Source organism: Okeania hirsuta, from assembly GCF_003838195.1.
GTDB lineage: Bacteria > Cyanobacteriota > Cyanobacteriia > Cyanobacteriales > Microcoleaceae > Okeania > Okeania hirsuta.
In genome coordinates this window covers 1-19053 of sequence record NZ_RCBY01000071.1, presented here as the reverse complement: position 1 = coordinate 19053, position 19053 = coordinate 1, and the positions used below count along the sequence as shown (strand labels likewise).

Annotated in this window: 21 protein-coding genes and 2 pseudogenes; 16 read left to right on the top strand and 7 right to left on the bottom strand. The window is 36.0% G+C overall.

Translation table 11 applies throughout. The annotated features are described in order from the left end of the window. Window positions 1-103: 103 nt before the first annotated feature. The 3 genes from D5R40_RS13975 (at window position 104) to D5R40_RS13965 (ending at window position 2615) form a co-directional block, all read left to right on the top strand. On the top strand, window positions 104-676 hold the full coding sequence (locus tag D5R40_RS13975; RefSeq protein ID WP_124143914.1) for a DUF3727 domain-containing protein: 573 nt from the start codon (window positions 104-106) through the stop codon (window positions 674-676). A 139-nt stretch (window positions 677-815) separates the two neighbouring features. Continuing rightward, window positions 816-1904, top strand: a complete 1089-nt coding sequence (mltG, locus tag D5R40_RS13970) for an endolytic transglycosylase MltG (protein ID WP_124143913.1) — start codon at window positions 816-818, stop codon at window positions 1902-1904. A gap of 162 nt (window positions 1905-2066) precedes the next feature. Then, window positions 2067-2615, top strand: coding sequence for a YqeG family HAD IIIA-type phosphatase (locus D5R40_RS13965; RefSeq protein ID WP_124143912.1), 549 nt, complete (start codon window positions 2067-2069; stop codon window positions 2613-2615). A gap of 696 nt (window positions 2616-3311) precedes the next feature. Here D5R40_RS13965 and D5R40_RS13960 read toward each other — a convergent pair. Then, entirely contained in the window at window positions 3312-3914 is a 603-nt protein-coding gene (locus D5R40_RS13960) for a glyoxalase-like domain protein (RefSeq protein ID WP_124143911.1), read from the bottom strand. 152 nt (window positions 3915-4066) lie between these two features. Between D5R40_RS13960 and D5R40_RS13955 the strand changes: the two genes are divergently transcribed. Further along, complete coding sequence (locus D5R40_RS13955; protein ID WP_240038835.1) at window positions 4067-4534, top strand: gamma-glutamylcyclotransferase family protein; 468 nt, start codon at window positions 4067-4069, stop codon at window positions 4532-4534. A 265-nt stretch (window positions 4535-4799) separates the two neighbouring features. On the opposite strand, the gene D5R40_RS13950 is transcribed toward D5R40_RS13955, so the two are convergent. The 4 genes from D5R40_RS13950 to D5R40_RS13935 all read right to left on the bottom strand — a co-directional run bounded on the left by D5R40_RS13950 (window position 4800) and on the right by D5R40_RS13935 (window position 8389). Beyond that, window positions 4800-5276 carry an anti-sigma factor family protein gene (locus D5R40_RS13950; protein WP_124143910.1) on the bottom strand — a complete coding sequence of 159 codons (477 nt, stop codon included), beginning with the start codon at window positions 5274-5276 and terminating at the stop codon, window positions 4800-4802. 203 nt (window positions 5277-5479) lie between these two features. After that, on the bottom strand, window positions 5480-6136 hold the full coding sequence (locus D5R40_RS13945) for a sigma-70 family RNA polymerase sigma factor (protein WP_124154775.1): 657 nt from the start codon (window positions 6134-6136) through the stop codon (window positions 5480-5482). Between the two features lie 392 nt (window positions 6137-6528). Further along, on the bottom strand, window positions 6529-7011 hold the full coding sequence (locus D5R40_RS13940) for a molybdenum cofactor biosynthesis protein MoaE (protein ID WP_124154774.1): 483 nt from the start codon (window positions 7009-7011) through the stop codon (window positions 6529-6531). A gap of 382 nt (window positions 7012-7393) precedes the next feature. Next, entirely contained in the window at window positions 7394-8389 is a 996-nt protein-coding gene (locus tag D5R40_RS13935) for an aspartate carbamoyltransferase catalytic subunit (protein ID WP_124147429.1), read from the bottom strand. A 138-nt stretch (window positions 8390-8527) separates the two neighbouring features. Between D5R40_RS13935 and D5R40_RS35215 the strand changes: the two genes are divergently transcribed. The 5 genes from D5R40_RS35215 to D5R40_RS13915 all read left to right on the top strand — a co-directional run bounded on the left by D5R40_RS35215 (window position 8528) and on the right by D5R40_RS13915 (window position 12111). Then, on the top strand, window positions 8528-8677 hold the full coding sequence (locus tag D5R40_RS35215) for a hypothetical protein (protein WP_161564729.1): 150 nt from the start codon (window positions 8528-8530) through the stop codon (window positions 8675-8677). After that, window positions 8664-8939: a WD40 repeat domain-containing protein gene (locus tag D5R40_RS13930; protein ID WP_124147430.1), complete on the top strand. Its 276-nt coding sequence runs from the start codon at window positions 8664-8666 to the stop codon at window positions 8937-8939. The genes D5R40_RS35215 and D5R40_RS13930 overlap by 14 nt, the downstream gene beginning before the upstream one ends. A gap of 214 nt (window positions 8940-9153) precedes the next feature. Further along, a complete protein-coding gene (locus D5R40_RS13925) occupies window positions 9154-9870 on the top strand; it encodes a sulfite exporter TauE/SafE family protein (protein WP_124143908.1) in 717 nt (238 codons plus the stop codon). 94 nt (window positions 9871-9964) lie between these two features. Beyond that, window positions 9965-10381: a PEP-CTERM sorting domain-containing protein gene (locus tag D5R40_RS13920; RefSeq protein ID WP_205127279.1), complete on the top strand. Its 417-nt coding sequence runs from the start codon at window positions 9965-9967 to the stop codon at window positions 10379-10381. Between the two features lie 818 nt (window positions 10382-11199). Then, on the top strand, window positions 11200-12111 hold the full coding sequence (locus D5R40_RS13915; RefSeq protein ID WP_124143906.1) for a choice-of-anchor L family PEP-CTERM protein: 912 nt from the start codon (window positions 11200-11202) through the stop codon (window positions 12109-12111). Window positions 12112-12538: 427 nt separating this feature from the next. Here D5R40_RS13915 and D5R40_RS39580 read toward each other — a convergent pair. Next, window positions 12539-12752, bottom strand: a pseudogene (locus D5R40_RS39580) (IS701 family transposase); the annotation flags it as partial. 545 nt (window positions 12753-13297) lie between these two features. Between D5R40_RS39580 and D5R40_RS13905 the strand changes: the two are divergent. The 7 genes from D5R40_RS13905 to D5R40_RS13875 all read left to right on the top strand — a co-directional run bounded on the left by D5R40_RS13905 (window position 13298) and on the right by D5R40_RS13875 (window position 18397). Continuing rightward, window positions 13298-13558, top strand: coding sequence for a hypothetical protein (locus D5R40_RS13905; RefSeq protein WP_124143905.1), 261 nt, complete (start codon window positions 13298-13300; stop codon window positions 13556-13558). Between the two features lie 6 nt (window positions 13559-13564). After that, window positions 13565-14392 (top strand): prepilin peptidase, encoded by an 828-nt coding sequence (locus D5R40_RS13900; protein WP_124143904.1) that lies wholly within the window; start codon window positions 13565-13567, stop codon window positions 14390-14392. Window positions 14393-14688: 296 nt separating this feature from the next. Beyond that, on the top strand, window positions 14689-15669 hold the full coding sequence (gene accD / locus D5R40_RS13895) for an acetyl-CoA carboxylase, carboxyltransferase subunit beta (protein ID WP_124154773.1): 981 nt from the start codon (window positions 14689-14691) through the stop codon (window positions 15667-15669). A gap of 54 nt (window positions 15670-15723) precedes the next feature. Beyond that, entirely contained in the window at window positions 15724-15909 is a 186-nt protein-coding gene (locus tag D5R40_RS13890) for a translation initiation factor IF-2 N-terminal domain-containing protein (protein ID WP_124143902.1), read from the top strand. A 131-nt stretch (window positions 15910-16040) separates the two neighbouring features. Next, window positions 16041-16532 (top strand): photosystem II cytochrome c-550, encoded by a 492-nt coding sequence (gene psbV / locus D5R40_RS13885; protein ID WP_124143901.1) that lies wholly within the window; start codon window positions 16041-16043, stop codon window positions 16530-16532. A gap of 153 nt (window positions 16533-16685) precedes the next feature. Next, on the top strand, window positions 16686-17189 hold the full coding sequence (psbV2, locus tag D5R40_RS13880; protein ID WP_124143900.1) for a photosystem II cytochrome PsbV2: 504 nt from the start codon (window positions 16686-16688) through the stop codon (window positions 17187-17189). Window positions 17190-17698: 509 nt separating this feature from the next. Next, window positions 17699-18397: a rhomboid family intramembrane serine protease gene (locus tag D5R40_RS13875; RefSeq protein WP_124143899.1), complete on the top strand. Its 699-nt coding sequence runs from the start codon at window positions 17699-17701 to the stop codon at window positions 18395-18397. Window positions 18398-18746: 349 nt separating this feature from the next. On the opposite strand, the pseudogene D5R40_RS13870 reads toward D5R40_RS13875, so the two are convergent. Beyond that, window positions 18747-19053: pseudogene (locus D5R40_RS13870) on the bottom strand (IS1 family transposase); the annotation flags it as partial.

Genomic DNA, 19053 nt, shown 5'->3' with positions numbered 1-19053 from the left:
TCAACAAAAACTCCATCTCTTAGACCTTGTTTGAAGCTTAATGAACAGAATTTATCTATACTTAGATCACTACTAAAGTGAAAAAATCATCAAAATACCCAAAATGTATTCATCCCCAGAATCACAAGAAAATGGACAATCTCCAGAAACTTATGTCACTTTAACTGATGAGGCAGAGCGATCGCTATGTTGTACTGTAGAGTATTCTATGGAGTTAGATAACCAAGAGTATGTAATGTTACTACCAGTAGACTTACCTATAGAAATCTTTACTTGGGCACAAGGAGATTTAGACCAAGCAAGTATTCCTGTAGGTGATGAAATGGAAATTGATCGAATTTTTGATACTGCCAAAGTTGTACTTGAAGAACAAAACCTCACACTTCAAAGAACAGCTATAACTTTAACTGTTACTGGGGATTTACCAGAATGGGATGAAGATGAACTAGATGAAGTAGATGAAAATGATGAAGAAGGTGAATATTACGAAGAGTTGGCCACTTTTTTATATAAAGACCAGAAATACGCAATATATACACCATTAGATCCATTTTTAATTCCAGCTCGTAAAAGCAATGATGGAAAACTAGAATTGCTTTCAGAAGAAGAGTTTCAGGAAATTCAGCCAATGGTTCAATCAATGCTAGAAGATCAACTTTTCCATGATATGGAATAGACTCTTTGGAATTTTGAGCAAATTAGGGTGATTTAATTAAATATTTAGATCTAAAATTATGCTCTAGAATAACCTAAAGAATCATCTTCGCTACAAACTCAGCTAAGAGAACCTTGAGGATAAAGTATTAACTAATCAAATGAGAAACAGTATTAAACTAATTTCCAATCGTGCCCTATTCTATTTGGCCATTCTGCCTGTAAGCTGTGGTATTTTCGCTTGGCAGGGATGGGCCTGGTGGAGTTGGGTTAGTGGCCCTCTAGTGACAAACACATCATCTACTCAGTCTCCAGAAGAAAATGCTGTAACAATTACAATTCCAGTTGGAACTTATGGTCAACAAATAGGTGAAGATTTAGAAGCTGCTGGTATTATTCGTTCTGCAACAGCTTGGAATTTCTGGGTCAAATGGTTGGGAATACAAAATCCCGATCTAGAATTTAAAGCAGGAACTTATAAATTATCACCGACAGAACCACTCAGCGCGATCGCAGATAAAATTCTAGAGGGAGATGTAGTTAAACTCAGCTATACCATTCGTGAAGGATGGTCAATTCAACAAATGGCTGAATATTTAGAAGCTCAAGGATTTTTTCCTGCTGCTGATTTTATTGCTGCTACTAGAAATATTCCTTATGATAAATTTCCCTGGTTACCAAGTAATATACCTCACTTAGAGGGTTATTTATTCCCAGATACTTATAAGATAGAAGCACAAAAAAATACTCCTGAAGCTATTATTAATCAAATGCTAGGGCAGTTTGAAAAAATTGCATTACCTGTATATCAGAAAAATCTGAATAATGCCGAAAATTTGAACCTCCATGAGTGGGTGACATTGGCGAGTATTGTAGAAAAGGAATCTGTAGTTTCTGAGGAGCGAGGTGTAATTTCCGGTGTATTTAATAATCGTTTGAAGAAAGGTATGAGGTTAGCAGCAGACCCAACAGTGGAATATGGCCTTGGTATCCGTCAAACAAAAGAGAAACCTCTTACCTATCGTCAGGTTGAAACTCCTTCTCCTTATAATACTTATCTTAATATTGGCTTACCACCAACTGCAATTGCTAGTCCTGGTTTAGCAAGTTTAGAAGCAACTCTTAATCCAGATGATACTGAATATTTATATTTTATGGCCAGGTATGATGGTACTCATATTTTCAGTCGTACTGCTGCAGAACATGAGGCTGCTATTGCAGAGGTAGAAAGAATGTTATCATCTCAGTAGCTAGTAGTTTTTTTTATTTTTTTTTGATGAGTAAGAAAGTCAAAATTAGCAGTTTATGAATAAATAACTTTGATGTATTTTATTTATACTGCGCTAATATTTTACTTTTGACTTTTAACTTATTTATTTAAAATTATTGTGATTATAATAAATATTAATTTTATGTCTTGGGGTAAACTTTTACAGCCAAATTTAGTTTTGGGAAACTCAATTTTAAGTCTAACATCGGGAATTATTCAAAAAAATCAAATTAAAGGGTTAGTTTTAGATGTAGATGATACTCTTGTACCAATTCGTGACAGTAACACTTCTCCTGAATTAAGTGAATGGGTAGAAGAAATTAGAACTATCACAAGTCTATGGTTAGTAAGTAATAATCTGAGTCAATATAGAATAAGTCGCATTGCCGAGTCTCTTAATATACCTTATATTGCTGGAGCTGGTAAACCTTCTCGTCGTAAATTAAAAAAAGCTGTTGATGCGATGAATTTACCAGTAGAACAAGTTGCAATGGTAGGCGATCGCTTATTTACTGATGTTTTAGCAGGAAATCGTTTAGGAATGTTTACTATTCTTGTTGAACCTATATCTAATATTGGCTCAGAATTTCCTAATTACGGGGTTCGCTCTTTTGAAATCAGGGTTTCTCAACTTCTAGGAGCATCTTTAAGTATGAGTGCCTATCGTTTAATGCCTGGAAATAAGAAATAATATCAAATCCGGTTAAACACTTATAGATTGGTTAAGTAAGGAGGAGTCAGGAGACAGGAGACAGGAGACAGGAGTTAGGGGAATTTAGAGGAGCTAGGAGTAATAATTGTCCCAAGATTGTTCTGCCCAACTCTTGTGTAAAATACTAACATCCATGAGCGTTTTAGACTGAAACAAGCGCACTGCAATTCGACGCCAAAAAGGCACTTGTCTTTATATGTCAATGCTTTTAGATTTAATCAACAGAGCAATAATTAGGGTTTGCTGAAAAAGTCTTATGGGTGAGGGTGGGAGACAGGAGACAGGAGGTAGGAGACAGGAGAAATGGGGATCAGCGAGGAGGTAGGAGTAACAATTGTAAGAATGATTTTTCTGCCCAACTATGCGCCTAAAATACGCTCCTTTTTGAGCATAAAGAGCTAAAAACTAGGCAATGCAATTCGACCCCAAAAAGACTAAAACCTTTATCTGTAAATACTTTTAGATTTAATCAGCAGAGCAATAATTAACTAGCTATCAGCTTTTAGCAGCTCTGATTGAAATCCCCTTCTAAACGTCAAAAAAAATGAACAAAGCTGAGTGCTGAGTGCTGAACGGTTCTTTAACAATAGGTTAAGGATGATAATTTTAAGATTATTAATATTATTTTGAGGTGGAATTTATTTCTTCTCAAAGCCGTTATTAACGGCTATATTTTTAGTTTTTGACTTCAGCTATTTCTATTATTTGACCATTCCAGTCTTTAACTAATAAATTCAGGGGTCTCTCAATTCTAATTTTGTATTTAATACCTCGCATTTGTACGCGCATTAATATTTGTTCTAAACAATCTTTATCAAAACAAACATGGCGTTGATTATTTTTTGTACCAAGACTTGCTCCACTAATAATATGTACCTGCGTGTTTTTCATCAATTGATACCACAGACCATCTGAAACTCCTGTTCCTTGGTTAGTAGTGCTTGGTCTGGAATAATCACTTGATAGATAAAGTGGATCTATACCTGTTGCACCTAATGTTTGTTCATAATTATAATAATAATGTAAAGGTACTTCTGCTACTGGTAAATCCAGCATTCCTTCATAAAACTGTTGAGCAAGGGCTAAATCTGAAACCATGATTGTGTGAACTTTCGGGGCGCTAGTAAGAAACATCCACATAGCTACAGCATAAGCTGCTAGTAGCATTACCATTATTCCTTGGGTAGAAAATAAACTATCAAGTGGTAGCTCTGGTAAAAAAGCGCCTAAAGTTAACTGGGGGAGTAGAAAAGCCATCATATTTACTACTAAAATCATTTAATCAGATATTAAGAATTACGATTGATTAATTTTTGTGGTCTTAGCATAAACTCTATTTAAGTTTAACCTTACTATTATATTATAGAGTATTCGTAGTACTCAACAGCAAATGCCGTTTCAGTAGCTTCGATATGTAACTAATAGATAGATTGTTTTACACAGCATCTGGTAGTTTTTACTTGTCTTTAGAAGGTAATTTCTTGAGAAGTAATTATGTGGAATATCTTCAAGTCTTTGTCTACGGTACTCTTAAACCAGGAGAGGTAAACTACAAATCCTATTGTGCTGAATATGTTGTGGATGCTTTTCCGGCAATAACTAATGGTCTATTGTATGAACTATCTTTTGGCTATCCAGCGATGACTAGAGGAGATATGAATGTATATGGATTTATCTTATCATTCACAAATCCAGACGTTTTGCTAGATTTGGATCGATTAGAGGATTATCATCCTGAACGTCATCCAACAGAAAACGAGTACCAGAGACAAAAAATTGATACTTTTGGAATTAATGGAGAATACTTATGGACTGTCTGGAGCTACTTAATGTTACCAGAAAAGGTTAATTTATTTGGTGGTAAATTACTGCCTAGTGGATTTTGGACAAACCATTGACGAAGTCAGATAGGGGAGCCGTCGGATTGGCGACGTACAGAAGTCAGAAGTCAGAAGTTAACCCACTCCTCGCCCCTCCCCCTCCCAGGAGGGGAAGTAGGGGATTTTGAGTAACCCTACAAAAATATTTCGCCTTAAAAGGCGTGGTGAATAACCCAATTATTTTGATAAACCTTTCCACTTCCAAGTATAATAAAATTTATAAATAAATATAGTCATATTAAAGGAATATAATTTGCTAACTACTTGTAATTTTACAATCTTATTATTGATTTTTCACTGGTGAAATTGGAGGTTGAGGAATTTTAAGTACTGGATCGTTTATAGTTAACATCACATTATTAGGATTCACTATTTCTATTACAGGCTCATTTAAAGCAATTTGTACAGTTTCAGAATTAGAATGTTCAGCTAGCTGCAGAATATTAGTCCGACTATTTGAGATTATTCCCGATATAAATGCTATACATAGAGCCGCAATAGCAGTACCACCTAAGACAAATTTCCGTTTTGATCTACGGTCGATTTTATCAAATACTCGATCAACCATTATCTCCACAGGTTCTACTTTTGGAGGTACTGGTATCCTTTGGAATTCAGAATGTAGTTGTAGTAGTCTTTGATAGAGGTGTTTTGCCACTGGATCTGTAGCAAGTAGAAGTTCTGCTTCTCTACGTTGTGATGGAGTTACTTCACCATCTAAATATGCACTTACTAATTCAAACCTTTCTTGTTCCATCATTTTTTTTCACCCTGAATTTGATTATCTAAGTTATTTGAATTAACATTTTTATTCATAGTCAACGCTACATAAAATTTTGATATTTTCTCAGAAAAGCTAATTGAATTATTTTTGTTTTACTCGATTAAATTTGATTAATATTTAGAGATTTATTTTGACTAAATTTCTACTCAAAATCAAATTACTTATTATATGTATATCATTCAAATATCTAGATATTTTTGGAGTTGTAATTGTAATCTTTGCCTAGCTCTAGCAATTCTTGATTTGACAGTACCTAGAGAAACTCCAGTAATTTCTGCAATTTCTTCATAAGATAAACCTTCTATTTCTCTCAAGACAATAGTTACCCTAAATACTTCTGGTAGTTGAGAGATTGCATCCCTCAGATAATCATAAAATTCTTGTGTACTTAACTCTTCTTCTGGCCCTGGAGTATTTGTCGCAATCTCCCAATCTATCATACCATCATCTAAAGTCAGAGGAGCGTCTAAAGATAGAGGAGGGGTAACTCGTTTTCGTTTCCGTAACTCATCATAAAACAGGTTAGTTGTGATACGACTGAGCCAACTCTTAAACTTTACTGGCTCTTGTAATCTTTTAATGTTACGGTATACACGAATCCAAACCTCTTGAGCCAAATCTGAGCGGTCTTGCCATTCAGGGGCTAAATGATACAAAATTTTATCTACATGGAGTTGGTATCGATGTAGAAGTTCTGCAAAGATTGCACGATCTGGGCGATGACCTTGTTGGCAGCGCAGTACTAGATCGTAGTTAGAGAGTTTTTCAGGTGGCAATTCCACTTGCGAAAGGGTTTGTTCAACCTTAGACCAGGGTACAAATATATATTGATTCATCAGCGGAACTGGCTCAATAATTTTGTTATTTAGCTCTAGTTCCAATTAGACGAGAAATTTTTTCTAGAGTTCCCAATTATCCACAGTCAAAATTCAAAAGTCAAAATTCAAAAGTCAAAAGTAAGAAAAAAAATTATAGTCGTTAATAGGAATTAATAATTCAGTAAGTATTTATGCTTAATATTTTCCTGAGAATTTAACTTTTGAGAAGTAATTTATACTGTATAAATATTTACCAACAATCAAAAATGTATACTACTTTTGATGTTACAAATTGACGTACCGAATGTGGGATAGTAGCGATCAGGAAATTTGTTAAATAACTTTTTCTCGACTTCCTTTTTTTTCTTTATTTAAATTGATTCTACTCCCAATTCCTGACTCTACTATCTCTATTGCTCTTCACAAGCTCCAATACTGACCCAACTACTTGACCCATCGGCCCAATGTTCTTTTTTCCATATAGGGGCTGTATGTTTCAAAGTATCAATGCCATAACGAGAAGCTTCAAAAGCTTCTGAACGGTGTGGACATCCGACAGCCACTAAAACACTTATTTCACCAATTTTTAAACGTCCCACTCGATGATGAATGACCACGGTCTCGACTTCTGGCCATTGACTACGAATTTCTGTAGAGATTTGCTCAAAAACTTTGATGGCCATAGGTTGATATGCTTGATATTCTAAGGCCACTACAGATTTGCCGTCTGTTTGATTGCGAACCATTCCGCTCATTACTACTACAGCACCATTAGCAGGATTATCCGCTAAAGTGTAGATTTCAGCAATAGATAAAGGAGCTATAGTAATAGCAAAATGATTTTGTTCTGGTTTGAGTTTGGTAGATAAAGGTACTTTTAAACTAGAATTCATAGTATTGTTAATAATTGGTTTCCACTCATGTTAAAGATTATATCGAACGTAGCAAAGTATATATATGTTCAGGAAAAATCAGGAGTTATTTAATGCTTCAATTTTTATTTTTTTATATATTTTTGCTTGTTTAAATAAAGTAATTCTATTTAAAATAATTTAAGTATAATTGTTTATATTCAGCAGTCTATATTGGTATTTATCAACTGAAGCATAATTCAAAAAATCGATAAAGTGCCTTTCTGCAAAAAGAAAATATTGCTGCTATATTATGGCATTTTTTAGAGAATGGTACACATTTATTTCTCCTCTTTGTGTTGCTTATTCCTTATTCTCTAAAATCTGTAATTTTGTACCTCACCAATATAATACTTAACTATATTCAAGATTCTGTTTTGCTTCCACCTAAAAGATATAGTAAAGCCATTCGTACAGCAATACCACTGGTGACTTGTTGAGAAATTAAACTTAACTCAGGGTCATCCATTAAGTCAGAACTAATTTCTACTCCTCGGTTAACAGGTCCAGGATGTAATAATTTGACTCCTGGTTGACAAAGTTTGAGGCGATCGCGTGTAATACCAAATAATTGATGATATTCTCGTAAACTAGGTAATAAAGATTCGCTCATCCTTTCTTTTTGGAGACGTAGGGTCATTACAAAATCAGCTTTTTCTAGAGCTGGTTTAATATCCCAATGTACAAATAATTTACTCGGTCTATTTTTGCCAAATTCGGCGAAATATTTAGGTAGTAAAGTAGGTGTTCCAGCTAAATGTACTTCGGCACCAGAAGCCGTCAAACTCCAAATATTAGATCGTGCTACTCTAGAGTGGAGAATATCTCCCACAATAGCAATTTTTTTTCCTTCTAAAAGTTCTATTCTAGGTTGAGTTGAGTCTAACAACATACAGATAGTAAATAGGTCAAGTAAAGCTTGAGAAGGGTGTTCATGTTGACCATCTCCAGCATTCAGAATTCGCACTCCAGAACCATTGCGATCCATTTCCGAAGCGATCGCTGCGGGAACTCCAGCATCACGATGTCGAATGACCATCATATCTGTGCCCATTGCGAGATAGGTCATTGCTGTATCCAGAATAGTTTCTCCTTTGCTCAAAGAAGAAGTACCAGGAGCAAAATTTAGAGTATCCGCAGACAAACGTTTAGCAGCTAGTTCAAAACTATTGCGGGTGCGTGTAGAAGGTTCAAAGAATAAATTTGCTACTACTAGACCTTGTAATGCAGGTACTTTCTTCATCCGGCGACCTAAAACTTCTTGAAAACTAGCTGCTGTTTGTAGTACAATATTATATTCATTGGGTGTAAATTCTGCTAGAGATAAAATATGACGATGAGTCCAGAGATTTGTAGACATTTTCAATTCAACTTTTGTGAGATGATTATCAGTTAATTAATTGGTTTCGATTAATATTATACGGGTTATAGAGATAGTTTTAGTAAAAAAAATCTGACAAAAAAATAGGAAAACAGTAGCTATCACCTAATTTTTTTTATGAATAATTACCAATATTATTTAGGTGGCTGTTTACCCGATGATGCTTCTAGTTATGTCAGACAAAAGGCTGATGAAGAGCTTGATCAAGGGATTAAAGCAGGTGAATTTTGTTTTGTATTGAACTCTCGACAAATTGGTTTCTGGTAGTACAGATGGGATATTGAGAATTTGGCATTTTGAAGGTACTTTGCTCAAAAGTTTGAATACTCATGAGGCTAATGTTTTAAGTGTGAGTTTTAGTCCTGATGGCAAAGTGTTAGTTTCTGCTGCTTCTGATGGCAAGATTATTTTATGGAATTTGAATCTGGATAATTTGTTGATAGAAACTTGTCAACAGGTATATGATTATTTACAAACTAATCCTAATGTGAGTGAGAGCGATCAACTTATATCATGTCCGTTTGAATAATTAGACTTTGGTGGAAGGAAGGCAGGAGGCAGGAGGCTTTAGTTATCTAGGATAGCAGGAGGCAGAAGGTTTTCTCAAGAGTGTCACCTTAATTTTATACACAAACGATGCTACCGGACATAATATTATTTGTGAAATCTAACTTGACATTAATTTTGCTGACTTCTGACTTGCGCATAGCGCTATAACTAATTATCCACACTTGATATGACAAATGAATCTCCAGACAGTGGTTTCCATATTTTTATCATTTTTCTTTGCAGCTTTTCTCAAAGGAATTACAGGATTAGGTTTTTCAACTATATGTTTGCCTACTATGGCAACCTTTCTCGATCCGAAAATAGCTATACCTTTAGTTATTGTACCTTCCCTCTCAAGTAACCTCCTAGTGATGGCACAAACTGGAAAGTTTCAAGATGCACTTAGTAATTTTTGGCCTATCTATGTCTCCACTTTCCCAGGGTTACTTCTGGGGGTATACGTTCTCAATTCTATAGAAGGTACAATTAGTCGAGCTATTCTAGGAGCTATTTTATTTTTCTATGCTCTATGGGCATTGCGCTCAAAATCTATTATCCTTTCTGAGAAAATGAGAACATGGCTGACTGTTCCTGTAGGATTGACAACAGGAGTAATAAATGGTATCACCGGTTCTCAGATTATGCCTATTTTGCCATTCTTACTCGCTTTAGACCTAAATAAAGAAACTTTTGTACAAGCGATCAATCTTTCTTTTACCCTTTCAAGTATGATTATGCTGTTTCTACTGGGCAAAATTGGATTGCTGCAGCCATCTTTGTTAGGTATTGCTGTAGTGGGTATTTTGCCAGTTGCTATAGGGATAAATCTTGGTAGTAGGTTGAGAAAAAGGTTGCCAGAAGAGAAATTTCGCACGGTGGTTTTGTTGTTTTTGTTGGTCGTTACTTCCTGAAATTGCAGAGATTGGAGATCCAGTAACTGGTTTTAGTTTTGGTGATGGTGCTAGTCTTCAGTCTGAAATCGGCAATTTCTTCCTGACAGATGGGTTGTCAGGATCGGGAGCTAGTAACTACTTTATTGAATTTAGTCAAGCTGTATCAGAAGTTAGTATAGACCTTCTAGATTTAGATGCGTTATCTTTCAACGGTGGTCCTGGTGTAGCGACTGTAACAGTATTTTCTGATAGTTTTTCTACTGTTATTAATTCTCAGGACTTTCTAGGTTCCACAGGTCCGGTAAGTTCAGAAACTCTTGATACTTTCAGCATTAGTGGTAATTCAAATGCTATCAAATCTTTGTCTATTGTTTATAGTGTTAATGGAAGGGGAGATACAGGAACTGGAATTGATAATATCACTTTTGCACAATTTGAACCATCTCAATCAACACCTGAACCTGCTTCAATTTTAGGTTTATTAGTTGTTGGTGCTGTTGGTGCTGGTTCCAAGTTAAAGCGCAAATAGAATTACTAAAGTTATAAATATATTAGATAAGAGCGATCGCTTCGTAGTTTCAGGAGCGAGCGTTTTTCATTTGGTTCCGATGGCAAGATTATTTTATGGAATTTGAATCTAGATGATTTGTTAATAGAAGCTTGTCAACAAGTATATGATTATTTGCAAACTAATCCTAATATCATAAACAGCGATCGACTTCTCTGTGATTATTGAAGAAAACTAAGTAATATGTCGTAAATGATATGTCGTAAGTGATATGTCGTAAGTGATATGTCGTAGGTAAAAAAAATGGTCGTCTTGCATATGTTGCCTTGAATACTTATCTACTACTTTTGCAGTATGTGAAGAAGAAGTCGGGAGTTAGTAGCTAGATACAGTTCTTTATTGATCACTATTCCATCAATTTAGCTATTGGAGCGCATTCCCAATACTAATTACCGAAAAATTGTGGGTATCCGCCTCCCCTTTTAAGGGGATAATAAGCGGTCGTTAGCGCAGCTTCCCGTAGGGTGGGATGGCGATCTTCGGAGCGGGTCTGCACTCTTCGGGTCTCCTCGCCATATCCAATCGACCAAGAGAAGAAAAATTTTCATGATTAGTCAATCCTCTTCTTTTCAAGGAGAGGTAATAATTAATAATGAATAATTAATTATTAATTGTTGAACTGCCTTCACAGATATTACTAAATCAATATCACCACCTCTTCAAGATCCGGATCACAGTACAATCCCGAAAAATTACTGAAAATAAGAATATGTTGAGGAACAAACAAAGAACTCAACTATGTATTGTCAACATCTTACTTTTTTAGGGTCAATCTAATCATGACTATTTCACAATTCATCAAAAAACTTTCAGCAACCTTTGCTGGAACAGCTTTCGCTGCTCTCAGTGGCATCACAGCAGCTCAGGCAATTTCCATAACTCCCACCAATAACGGCAATGATTTAGTTAATGAAATCTTAGGCAGTGGGATTACCATTGCACCAGATTCTATCAACTATATAGGTACAGGAGGTGCTTCAGGAATTTTCACCAATGGATTATCATCTGGTATTGGCATCGATAGCGGTATTATTCTGACTACAGGTACAGCTACGGATGCCGAAGGTCCGAATAATTCAGATGAGCAAACTACCGATAATGAATTGCCTGGAGATTCAGATTTGGATGGGTTGATTCCTGGATTCACTACCGAGGATGCAACAATTCTGGAATTTGACTTTGAAAGTGAAGGAGGAGACCTTTACTTCAATTATGTATTTGCTTCTGAAGAATATGTAGAATGGACAAACTCTGAATTTAATGATGTCTTCGGTTTCTTCCTAAATGGAACCAATATTGCTCTAATTCCTGGTACATCTACTCCAGTTGCCATCAATACAGTTAATGGAGGAAAACCTCTAGGAACTAAAGCGAGTAACCCGGAATTTTTCAATAACAATGACCCTAGTGAGGGGGGGCCATTTTTTGATATAGAATATGATGGTTTTACTAATCTATTTACTGCCCAAGCATTAGGACTGAGTGCTGGAAGTCATCGTATTAGATTAGCGATCGCTGATGCTGGTGATGCGAAACTCGATTCTGCTGTATTTATCCAGGCAAATAGTTTTTCAGATATACCTATTGATCCTCAATCAATTGAAGATGTTCCTGAACCTTCTGTATTAATTGGATTATTAGTAGTTGGTTTTGCTGGTTCGTGGCTCAAGAAAAATATCAACAAAATTTAATATTATGTTTGTTGAATAGTTACAGCATATTCGAGATTAATGTGCTATAATTAAATCGGTAAATATTTTTTGCTTGTTCGATATCGGGCCTCCCCACCTTCCCGGCCTCCCTACTCCCTACTCCCTAAAACCATCAATACAATATATTTACTTCGTGTCTGTAAGAAACTGTTAAGTCTTAGATGGCATTTTTCTCGACATTTATGGACAACTGTTGACAAAATGTATAGGTATAACCGTCTTTTTTATATACAACTTTTAATTTGCTCACATGAACACTTTTTGCTTTCTGTCCTGGCACTGGGAAGTTAAAACTATTTGATTTTGAGAGAGGATTAACTCTACCTACTTCCTCAGTTTCAATGAAAGATACTAAATCTCCACTATTCCAACCTCAGAAATACCTGTGAGAAATGCTTAATCATGTTTCTGTAAAATTTGTCAAAGGTTTATGAGCACGGGCGTTTTCTCAGCCCTCCCATTAATTGTTGATACAGGATGAAATTATAGGCAGTAAAAACTAGAATAAAGTGACGCATTAAACTGGTTTTATTTATCACTTGATACTCTCTTAAACCTAACCAACCCTTCGCTTCTCTATAAAATTTTTCGATATAGTTTCTCTGGGAAAAAGTAGTAATATCATGTCCGGATAATTAGTGATCAAAAACTTCCTTCTTTTTTTATCCTGACTCCTGACTCGGTATTCATGACTCCTGACTCTTCCGTCGTTATTTATAAATATTCAACCGGCCATCATATAACTATCCATTCTCCTGTCACACTTTTATATGGTTTATTTGTAATTAAATAATCAATTTCAGTTGCCGATTTTACAGAACTACTATTCATCTTGGATAAATACGATACTTATATCTGAGCTTTCATAATTTAACTCGTGCACTAACGAAATGATACCATATTTATCAAACCAAAAGTAAATGAAAAGTCGCCCTCAAAGGACGAGACTTCAGAACCAGTTTTTCGGTGAAATAATCGTTCAAGATTAGTGTCAATAAAAATTTTCAGTTTGTATAATCTCAATCCATGACTGTAATGAAGTGTGTCCTATATTCTGTTTGCGTAGCATTTCCGAAAGAAAAAGGACCTCAGAATTACACACTCGATGGATGACTTGTGAAACAGTATCAGTCCTACTGACTACTTCTTCAAATCAGGGTTCCTCGTGGTAAAAGCTACACAAAAAAGACCAGTAAAATACTTAGATCCAACTATTGCTTTATTACTTCCCCCGTCCCTACAGAAATTGGCTAAACTACTCTATCGCACTTATCTGGAAACTCATCCTGATCTGCTAAGACATCCCTTTGGTGTAGCCATTAGTCCTGTAAGTTACAGAGCTAGTCTAATATTCTCCCATCAGCCAATTTTATTACCAGGTGAATTTTTCGTCCCTGTAGAACTAATTGAATCAAAAATTTATTAACCGAATATGGACTTACTGAGAATATGGCCTCTTACCCTAATTGTATTTGCCCTTGGTGCATCCATTGGCAGCTTTCTCAACGTCGTCATTTATCGCATACCTTCTAAATTATCTATACTCTTGCCTCCCTCTCACTGCCCCCGTTGTCAAAGTAAATTAAAACCCTGGGAAAATATCCCAATATTTGCTTGGTTATGGTTATGTGGACGTTGTGGCCACTGTGACAGTCCAATTTCTATCCGCTATCCCTTAGTAGAAGTCATTACAAGTTTCTTATTTTTGCTCGTTTTCTGGAAATTTGGAACTACAATTCCCACCTTAGGTTATTGGACTTTTTTTAGTTGGCTACTAGCTCTATCTATGATTGACCTAGACACCATGACTTTACCCAATCCTCTCACACAATCTGGATTAGTCTTAGGTTTAGGCTTCCAGTTGCTTACCATATTAGAGACAAATATTCAAGAAAATAATCTAATCAATTTTTTAATGGTTGGTATTATCGGCGCAGTCCTGGGTTTATGGTTGTTTGACTTAATCTCTATATTCGGTTCAATAGCTTTCGGGCAAACAGTTATGGGTGGAGGAGATGCCAAATTAGCAGCCATGATCGGAGCTTGGTTAGGTTGGAAATATCTACTATTAACTTGTTTTCTCGCCTGTACTATGGGAGCATTTGTAGGTGGAGGAGCGATCGCTTTAGGTTGGCTAGACCGAAAACAACCAATGCCATTCGGGCCTTTTTTAGCAATGGGAGCAGGTTTGACTGTTATGTGGGGTGATGGTATATTATCAACCTACTTCAATCTATTTTTCCCTGGATTCTCATCCTAATTTTTCTGGATGAAGTCAATTACTCTTAGATAGAGTGTATTACTCAGGAGATGTAAAGTATAGATATTTAGGGCTAAAACTTTTCTAAGCAGACAAAAATTAAGTAGAATAACCAGAATTTAAAGCCAAACTTTTTAAACTATGACAGAATTTTTTTGAATTAAAACGACCTTAGTTTATTTTGTATTAGCTGATAGTCATAGCTCTATATTGTATACTTATTAACCTGAATAGGTGAAAAACACAACGCTTTAGCAAAAATTTAATCACTTAATAATTAACTCTAATTTATTTTAATGTCTCTATTTGATTGGTTTGCAAATCGTCAAAAATCAGCCCAGAACTCTCAACAGAGACCTGAACGAGAAATTGCTGATGGACTTTGGATCAAATGTGAAGCTTGTGGTGCTTTAACTTACACAAAAGACCTCCAAGCTAATCAAATGGTTTGTCTCGAATGTGGATACCACATGAAAATATCCGGCAATGAGCGGATTCAGCATTTGATAGATAGTAACACATGGATGGCAATTAACGAAAAAATTAGAGGGACAGACCCTTTAAAATTTCGCGATCGCAAAGCATACAGCGATCGCCTCCAAGGATATCAAAGAAAAACAGGACTTTTAGATGCTGTACAAACAGGTATCGGCAACATCGAAGCTGAACCCGTAGCTTTGGGAGTGATGGACTTCCAATTTATGGGAGGAAGTATGGGGTCAGTTGTTGGAGAAAAACTGACTAGGTTAATTGAACAGGCGACTAAAGAGCGTTTACCCGTAGTAATTATTTGTGCTTCCGGTGGGGCCAGAATGCAAGAGGGAATGTTGAGCCTGATGCAAATGGCCAAAATATCTGGTGCCTTAGAATGTCATCGAGAAGAGAAACTGCTATATATTCCAGTTTTAACCCATCCAACTACAGGTGGCGTTACTGCAAGTTTTGCCATGCTTGGAGATATTATTATCGCTGAACCAAAGGCAACAATAGGTTTTGCGGGACGACGAGTTATTGAACAAACTGTCCGTGAAAAGCTACCTGAAAACTTTCAAACCTCTGAATATCTATTGGCACATGGTTTTATAGACATAATAGTACCTCGTACTCAGTTAAAGAAAACTCTGGCTCAGTTAATTCGCCTTCATAAAATTCATCCTGCTGCTCCTACTTCTACTAAGTCATTAGAAGCAGGGCTATACTGCCATTTACCCTTTCAGGCAGAACAACATAATTCCATTACAAATGACAATAAAATTCAAACTATGCCTCAGAATTAGATTTTGAGTGCTTCAAGGGATTTTTTTTAATTATTTATGAATTGAAGAAATGTTATGGGTTTCGCAGATATATCAATCCAGGAAATAGCAGAAGATTTTAATGTCCATGTAGACGAGGTACTTCGTCTTTGTGACCAAATGGGAATTTCTTATAAACACTCTCAGACCCGTTTGGCCTTAGAGGATGCTAAAGCAATCATGTCTCATTTATTAGCCCAAGAACAAAAATCTAATTCTTGATCGGAGTTGATAAATACTTGACGAATTGACACATGACCACTGATAAATAAAAATTAGATCAAAGTTCAGTAAATCTGAAGTAATAAATGTATCTGTGTTAGTTGATTAACTTGCCAGTTTTAAGGAGAAGAATGTTGAAAAAATTTTTCATAGCTGTAGTTGCCATTGTATTTCTGACGTTTCAAACGTTCGTTAACATAGCCACAGCCGCCGAATTAACAGATAACGACCGGACTCTACCTCTGAATGATGAAGGTGAAAAAGTTGTACTGAGTATTAAGGAATACATCAGAGGCAAGCGCGAATTTAATAATGTTTGCTCCCAGTGCCATGTCGGAGGGATAACCAAAACTAATCCTGATATTGGCCTTGGTCCAGAAGCTTTAGCTTTGGCCTATCCGCCACGAGATAACATAGAAGGTCTCATAGACTACATGATAAATCCTACTACCTATGATGGGGAGGTTGAGATATTTGAGTTTCACCCCAGCATAAAGAGTGCCGATATTTATCCAGAAATGAGAAATCTCACAGAGGATGATTTATATGCGATCGCTGGTTATATTCTCGTACAGCCTAAAGTTTTAGGCAAACAATGGGGCGGCGGCAAAATCTTCCGTTAAAATTCCTTTTTCTTTGAAATATTGACTAATGATTTTAGATTATTGGTTTTTTGATGGGAGACAAAAAAATTGTTTTTTTCTTCATTAAACCCTAATCTAAAATCGATTATTTTTTATTCTAGATTTGTACTTAATTAAAGTTAGAAAAATAGTATGTTAAATAAATCATTACTGATTCGTTTTCTGCTAGCTATATTAATTATTATTCAAGTAATAATTGTTGATACTCAATCAGCCGAAGCTGCTGTAGATTCCTATGTAAAAAGATATTTAGACGCTAAACAACCAGTAGAAATTAAACTGAATGAACAAGGAGAAACAAAGAAATTTTCTGCTGAAGATTTATCCACAGGCAAACAGATTTTTGCCAAAAATTGCCTTAACTGTCATGTAGGAGGAGCAAATTTAGTCAACCCTCCAATATCTCTATCCCTCAAAAACTTAGAAGGAGCAACACCACCACGAGATAATATTAATAATTTAGTTGCTTTCTTCAGAGACCCTATGATATATGACGGTAGTGATTATACTTATTTTTGTCGTCAAGTTACCGAAAACTGGATGTCCCAAGCTGAAGTAGAACAGATGGGCGCATTTATTTTGAGAGCTGCACAAAAAGCTCCTGCTTGGGGAGCACAAGGGGTTGAACAAAATTGACATCGTTCTAGAAAACTTCAGACTAATATCCTTACTGACAAATTAAAAAACACCCTCCTTAAATCACTATAGCGCTTCGCCCTCGTTTATTTACAACTTATAGCCTAGGATGTAGATTGTAAGACTCAACAATTGATAGTTGAGAAGAAAAAGTGGTGTATTAATTTCAATTCAAATAGAAATCTCCAGAAAAGGGGGTAGAGAGTAGGGAGTAAGGGGAAATAATTGATAATTTATGTGGGATAATTGATTTTATTTTTTATTATTGGAGATGTCTAATAATTGTAAATACTTTTAACTTCTATCTAAAAAGTTTCAAGAAAATTAAAATATACAGGACTTGCGCAAAATATCAAATCATACACCATCTGTAGATGGGAACGGCCGTTCACCCCTATCAGATACAGTAGCTCTAGGTAAGTCCTGATATATAGAAGTAGGAAAGAAGAACATAGTGGTATAGACACGACTATTATTAGTTAACAAGTTGCAAAACAGGAAAGATAACTGTGGTTCCACTAAACGACGAAAACCCTACTAGCAAAACAGCCTTTGTAGTATACGGCTTAATTGTAGCTAATGTCCTATTATTTTTGTACGAGATTAGTTTGTCAGATATTCAACTTAGGCAGTTTTTTTATTCTTGGGCTGTAGTTCCTTGTCAACTCAGCAATACTTGTTCAGTTCCACTGCCAACTTCCCAATTTCCTGAGTGGGTAACTTTATTCAGTTCTCAGTTTCTACATGGAGGATGGTTGCATTTGGGTGGAAATATGCTATTCCTCTGGATTTTTGGCAATAATGTAGAAGACTGTTTAGGTCATGTGAAATTTTTAATTTTTTATCTCGCTTGTGGTGTACTAGCATCTTTATCCCAGTGGTTTTTCTCATCCGGTTCAGCTATTCCCACCTTGGGTGCAAGTGGAGCGATCGCTGGTGTTATGGGAGCATATATTCTCAGATTTCCCAAAGCTAAGGTTCTCACATTATTACCCATAGGATTTTTTATTACCACCGTTCGTATTCCAGCATTTTTTTTCCTAGGTTTTTGGTTTTTGCAGCAAGCATTTTATGGTGTTGCTAGTCTTAATGCACCAGCCAATATTGGCATGGAAGCAGGTGGTATAGCTTATTGGGCTCATGCTGGAGGCTTTGTCTTTGGAGCTATTCTAGGTCCTTTATTAGGATTATTTTCCTCGCCAGAATAAATACTTAAAGCTTCATAGGGCTTTGTTGCACAAAGAAAGGAAATAGGGTAAAAATAACAGTGCGTGGCACAAAAAACCTACATCAACGTAGACATGAGTAATTCCAAGTCCAAGTTTCAGTCTAAAGTACCTCCTCAGCAACTGGTATGAATATGATGTGTACTTAAAACAGAGGGGGAGTTTGACATTTTGGTTATCTCCAGAGGTAATAGGGCAATGGTTGAATCAAAGGAAGACTGGGCTTAGAGGAGCATCTAAATGTATATAGTTATACAGTAATGAATGTGGCAATTGAATTAATGGTGACACTACAATCTATTTATAGGGCGTTGTCAGATTAAAGGATGAATTATAGGGACAGGGTGGGAACAGGGATTTCTTTCAACTTAAGGTAATGAATCAGTAGTCAATTGAGTGCTTTAACATTTCAACAGACTTGGAATAGCACAAGGTTTTGCCATCTAACATAGCTCAGTAATGACGTAAAGGTGTATTTTCTCCCTCTACACCAGTCATGTAAGTCTTGCTGACAATCTGATCTCCTGCTGGAATACATTTGCGATAAACTGGATTACCATCCCTCACCCAAAAGTAACATTGCCACCAGGAAATAGTCTGCCATAGTACCATAAATGTTTCTGCACTATGGTTACCTA

Coding starts and splice junctions, on each gene's coding strand:
- mltG (WP_124143913.1), top strand. CDS start 816: ATGAGAAACAGTATTAAACTAATTTCCAATCGTGCCCTATTCTATTTG.
- D5R40_RS13945 (WP_124154775.1), bottom strand. CDS start 6,136: ATGAATCAATATATATTTGTACCCTGGTCTAAGGTTGAACAAACCCTT.
- D5R40_RS13960 (WP_124143911.1), bottom strand. CDS start 3,914: ATGATTTTAGTAGTAAATATGATGGCTTTTCTACTCCCCCAGTTAACT.
- D5R40_RS13925 (WP_124143908.1), top strand. CDS start 9,154: ATGAATCTCCAGACAGTGGTTTCCATATTTTTATCATTTTTCTTTGCA.
- D5R40_RS13950 (WP_124143910.1), bottom strand. CDS start 5,276: ATGATGGAACAAGAAAGGTTTGAATTAGTAAGTGCATATTTAGATGGT.
- D5R40_RS13900 (WP_124143904.1), top strand. CDS start 13,565: ATGGACTTACTGAGAATATGGCCTCTTACCCTAATTGTATTTGCCCTT.
- D5R40_RS13935 (WP_124147429.1), bottom strand. CDS start 8,389: ATGTCTACAAATCTCTGGACTCATCGTCATATTTTATCTCTAGCAGAA.
- accD (WP_124154773.1), top strand. CDS start 14,689: ATGTCTCTATTTGATTGGTTTGCAAATCGTCAAAAATCAGCCCAGAAC.
- D5R40_RS13965 (WP_124143912.1), top strand. CDS start 2,067: ATGTCTTGGGGTAAACTTTTACAGCCAAATTTAGTTTTGGGAAACTCA.
- D5R40_RS13915 (WP_124143906.1), top strand. CDS start 11,200: ATGACTATTTCACAATTCATCAAAAAACTTTCAGCAACCTTTGCTGGA.
- D5R40_RS13940 (WP_124154774.1), bottom strand. CDS start 7,011: ATGAATTCTAGTTTAAAAGTACCTTTATCTACCAAACTCAAACCAGAA.
- psbV2 (WP_124143900.1), top strand. CDS start 16,686: ATGTTAAATAAATCATTACTGATTCGTTTTCTGCTAGCTATATTAATT.
- D5R40_RS35215 (WP_161564729.1), top strand. CDS start 8,528: ATGAATAATTACCAATATTATTTAGGTGGCTGTTTACCCGATGATGCT.
- D5R40_RS13890 (WP_124143902.1), top strand. CDS start 15,724: ATGGGTTTCGCAGATATATCAATCCAGGAAATAGCAGAAGATTTTAAT.
- D5R40_RS13975 (WP_124143914.1), top strand. CDS start 104: ATGTATTCATCCCCAGAATCACAAGAAAATGGACAATCTCCAGAAACT.
- psbV (WP_124143901.1), top strand. CDS start 16,041: ATGTTGAAAAAATTTTTCATAGCTGTAGTTGCCATTGTATTTCTGACG.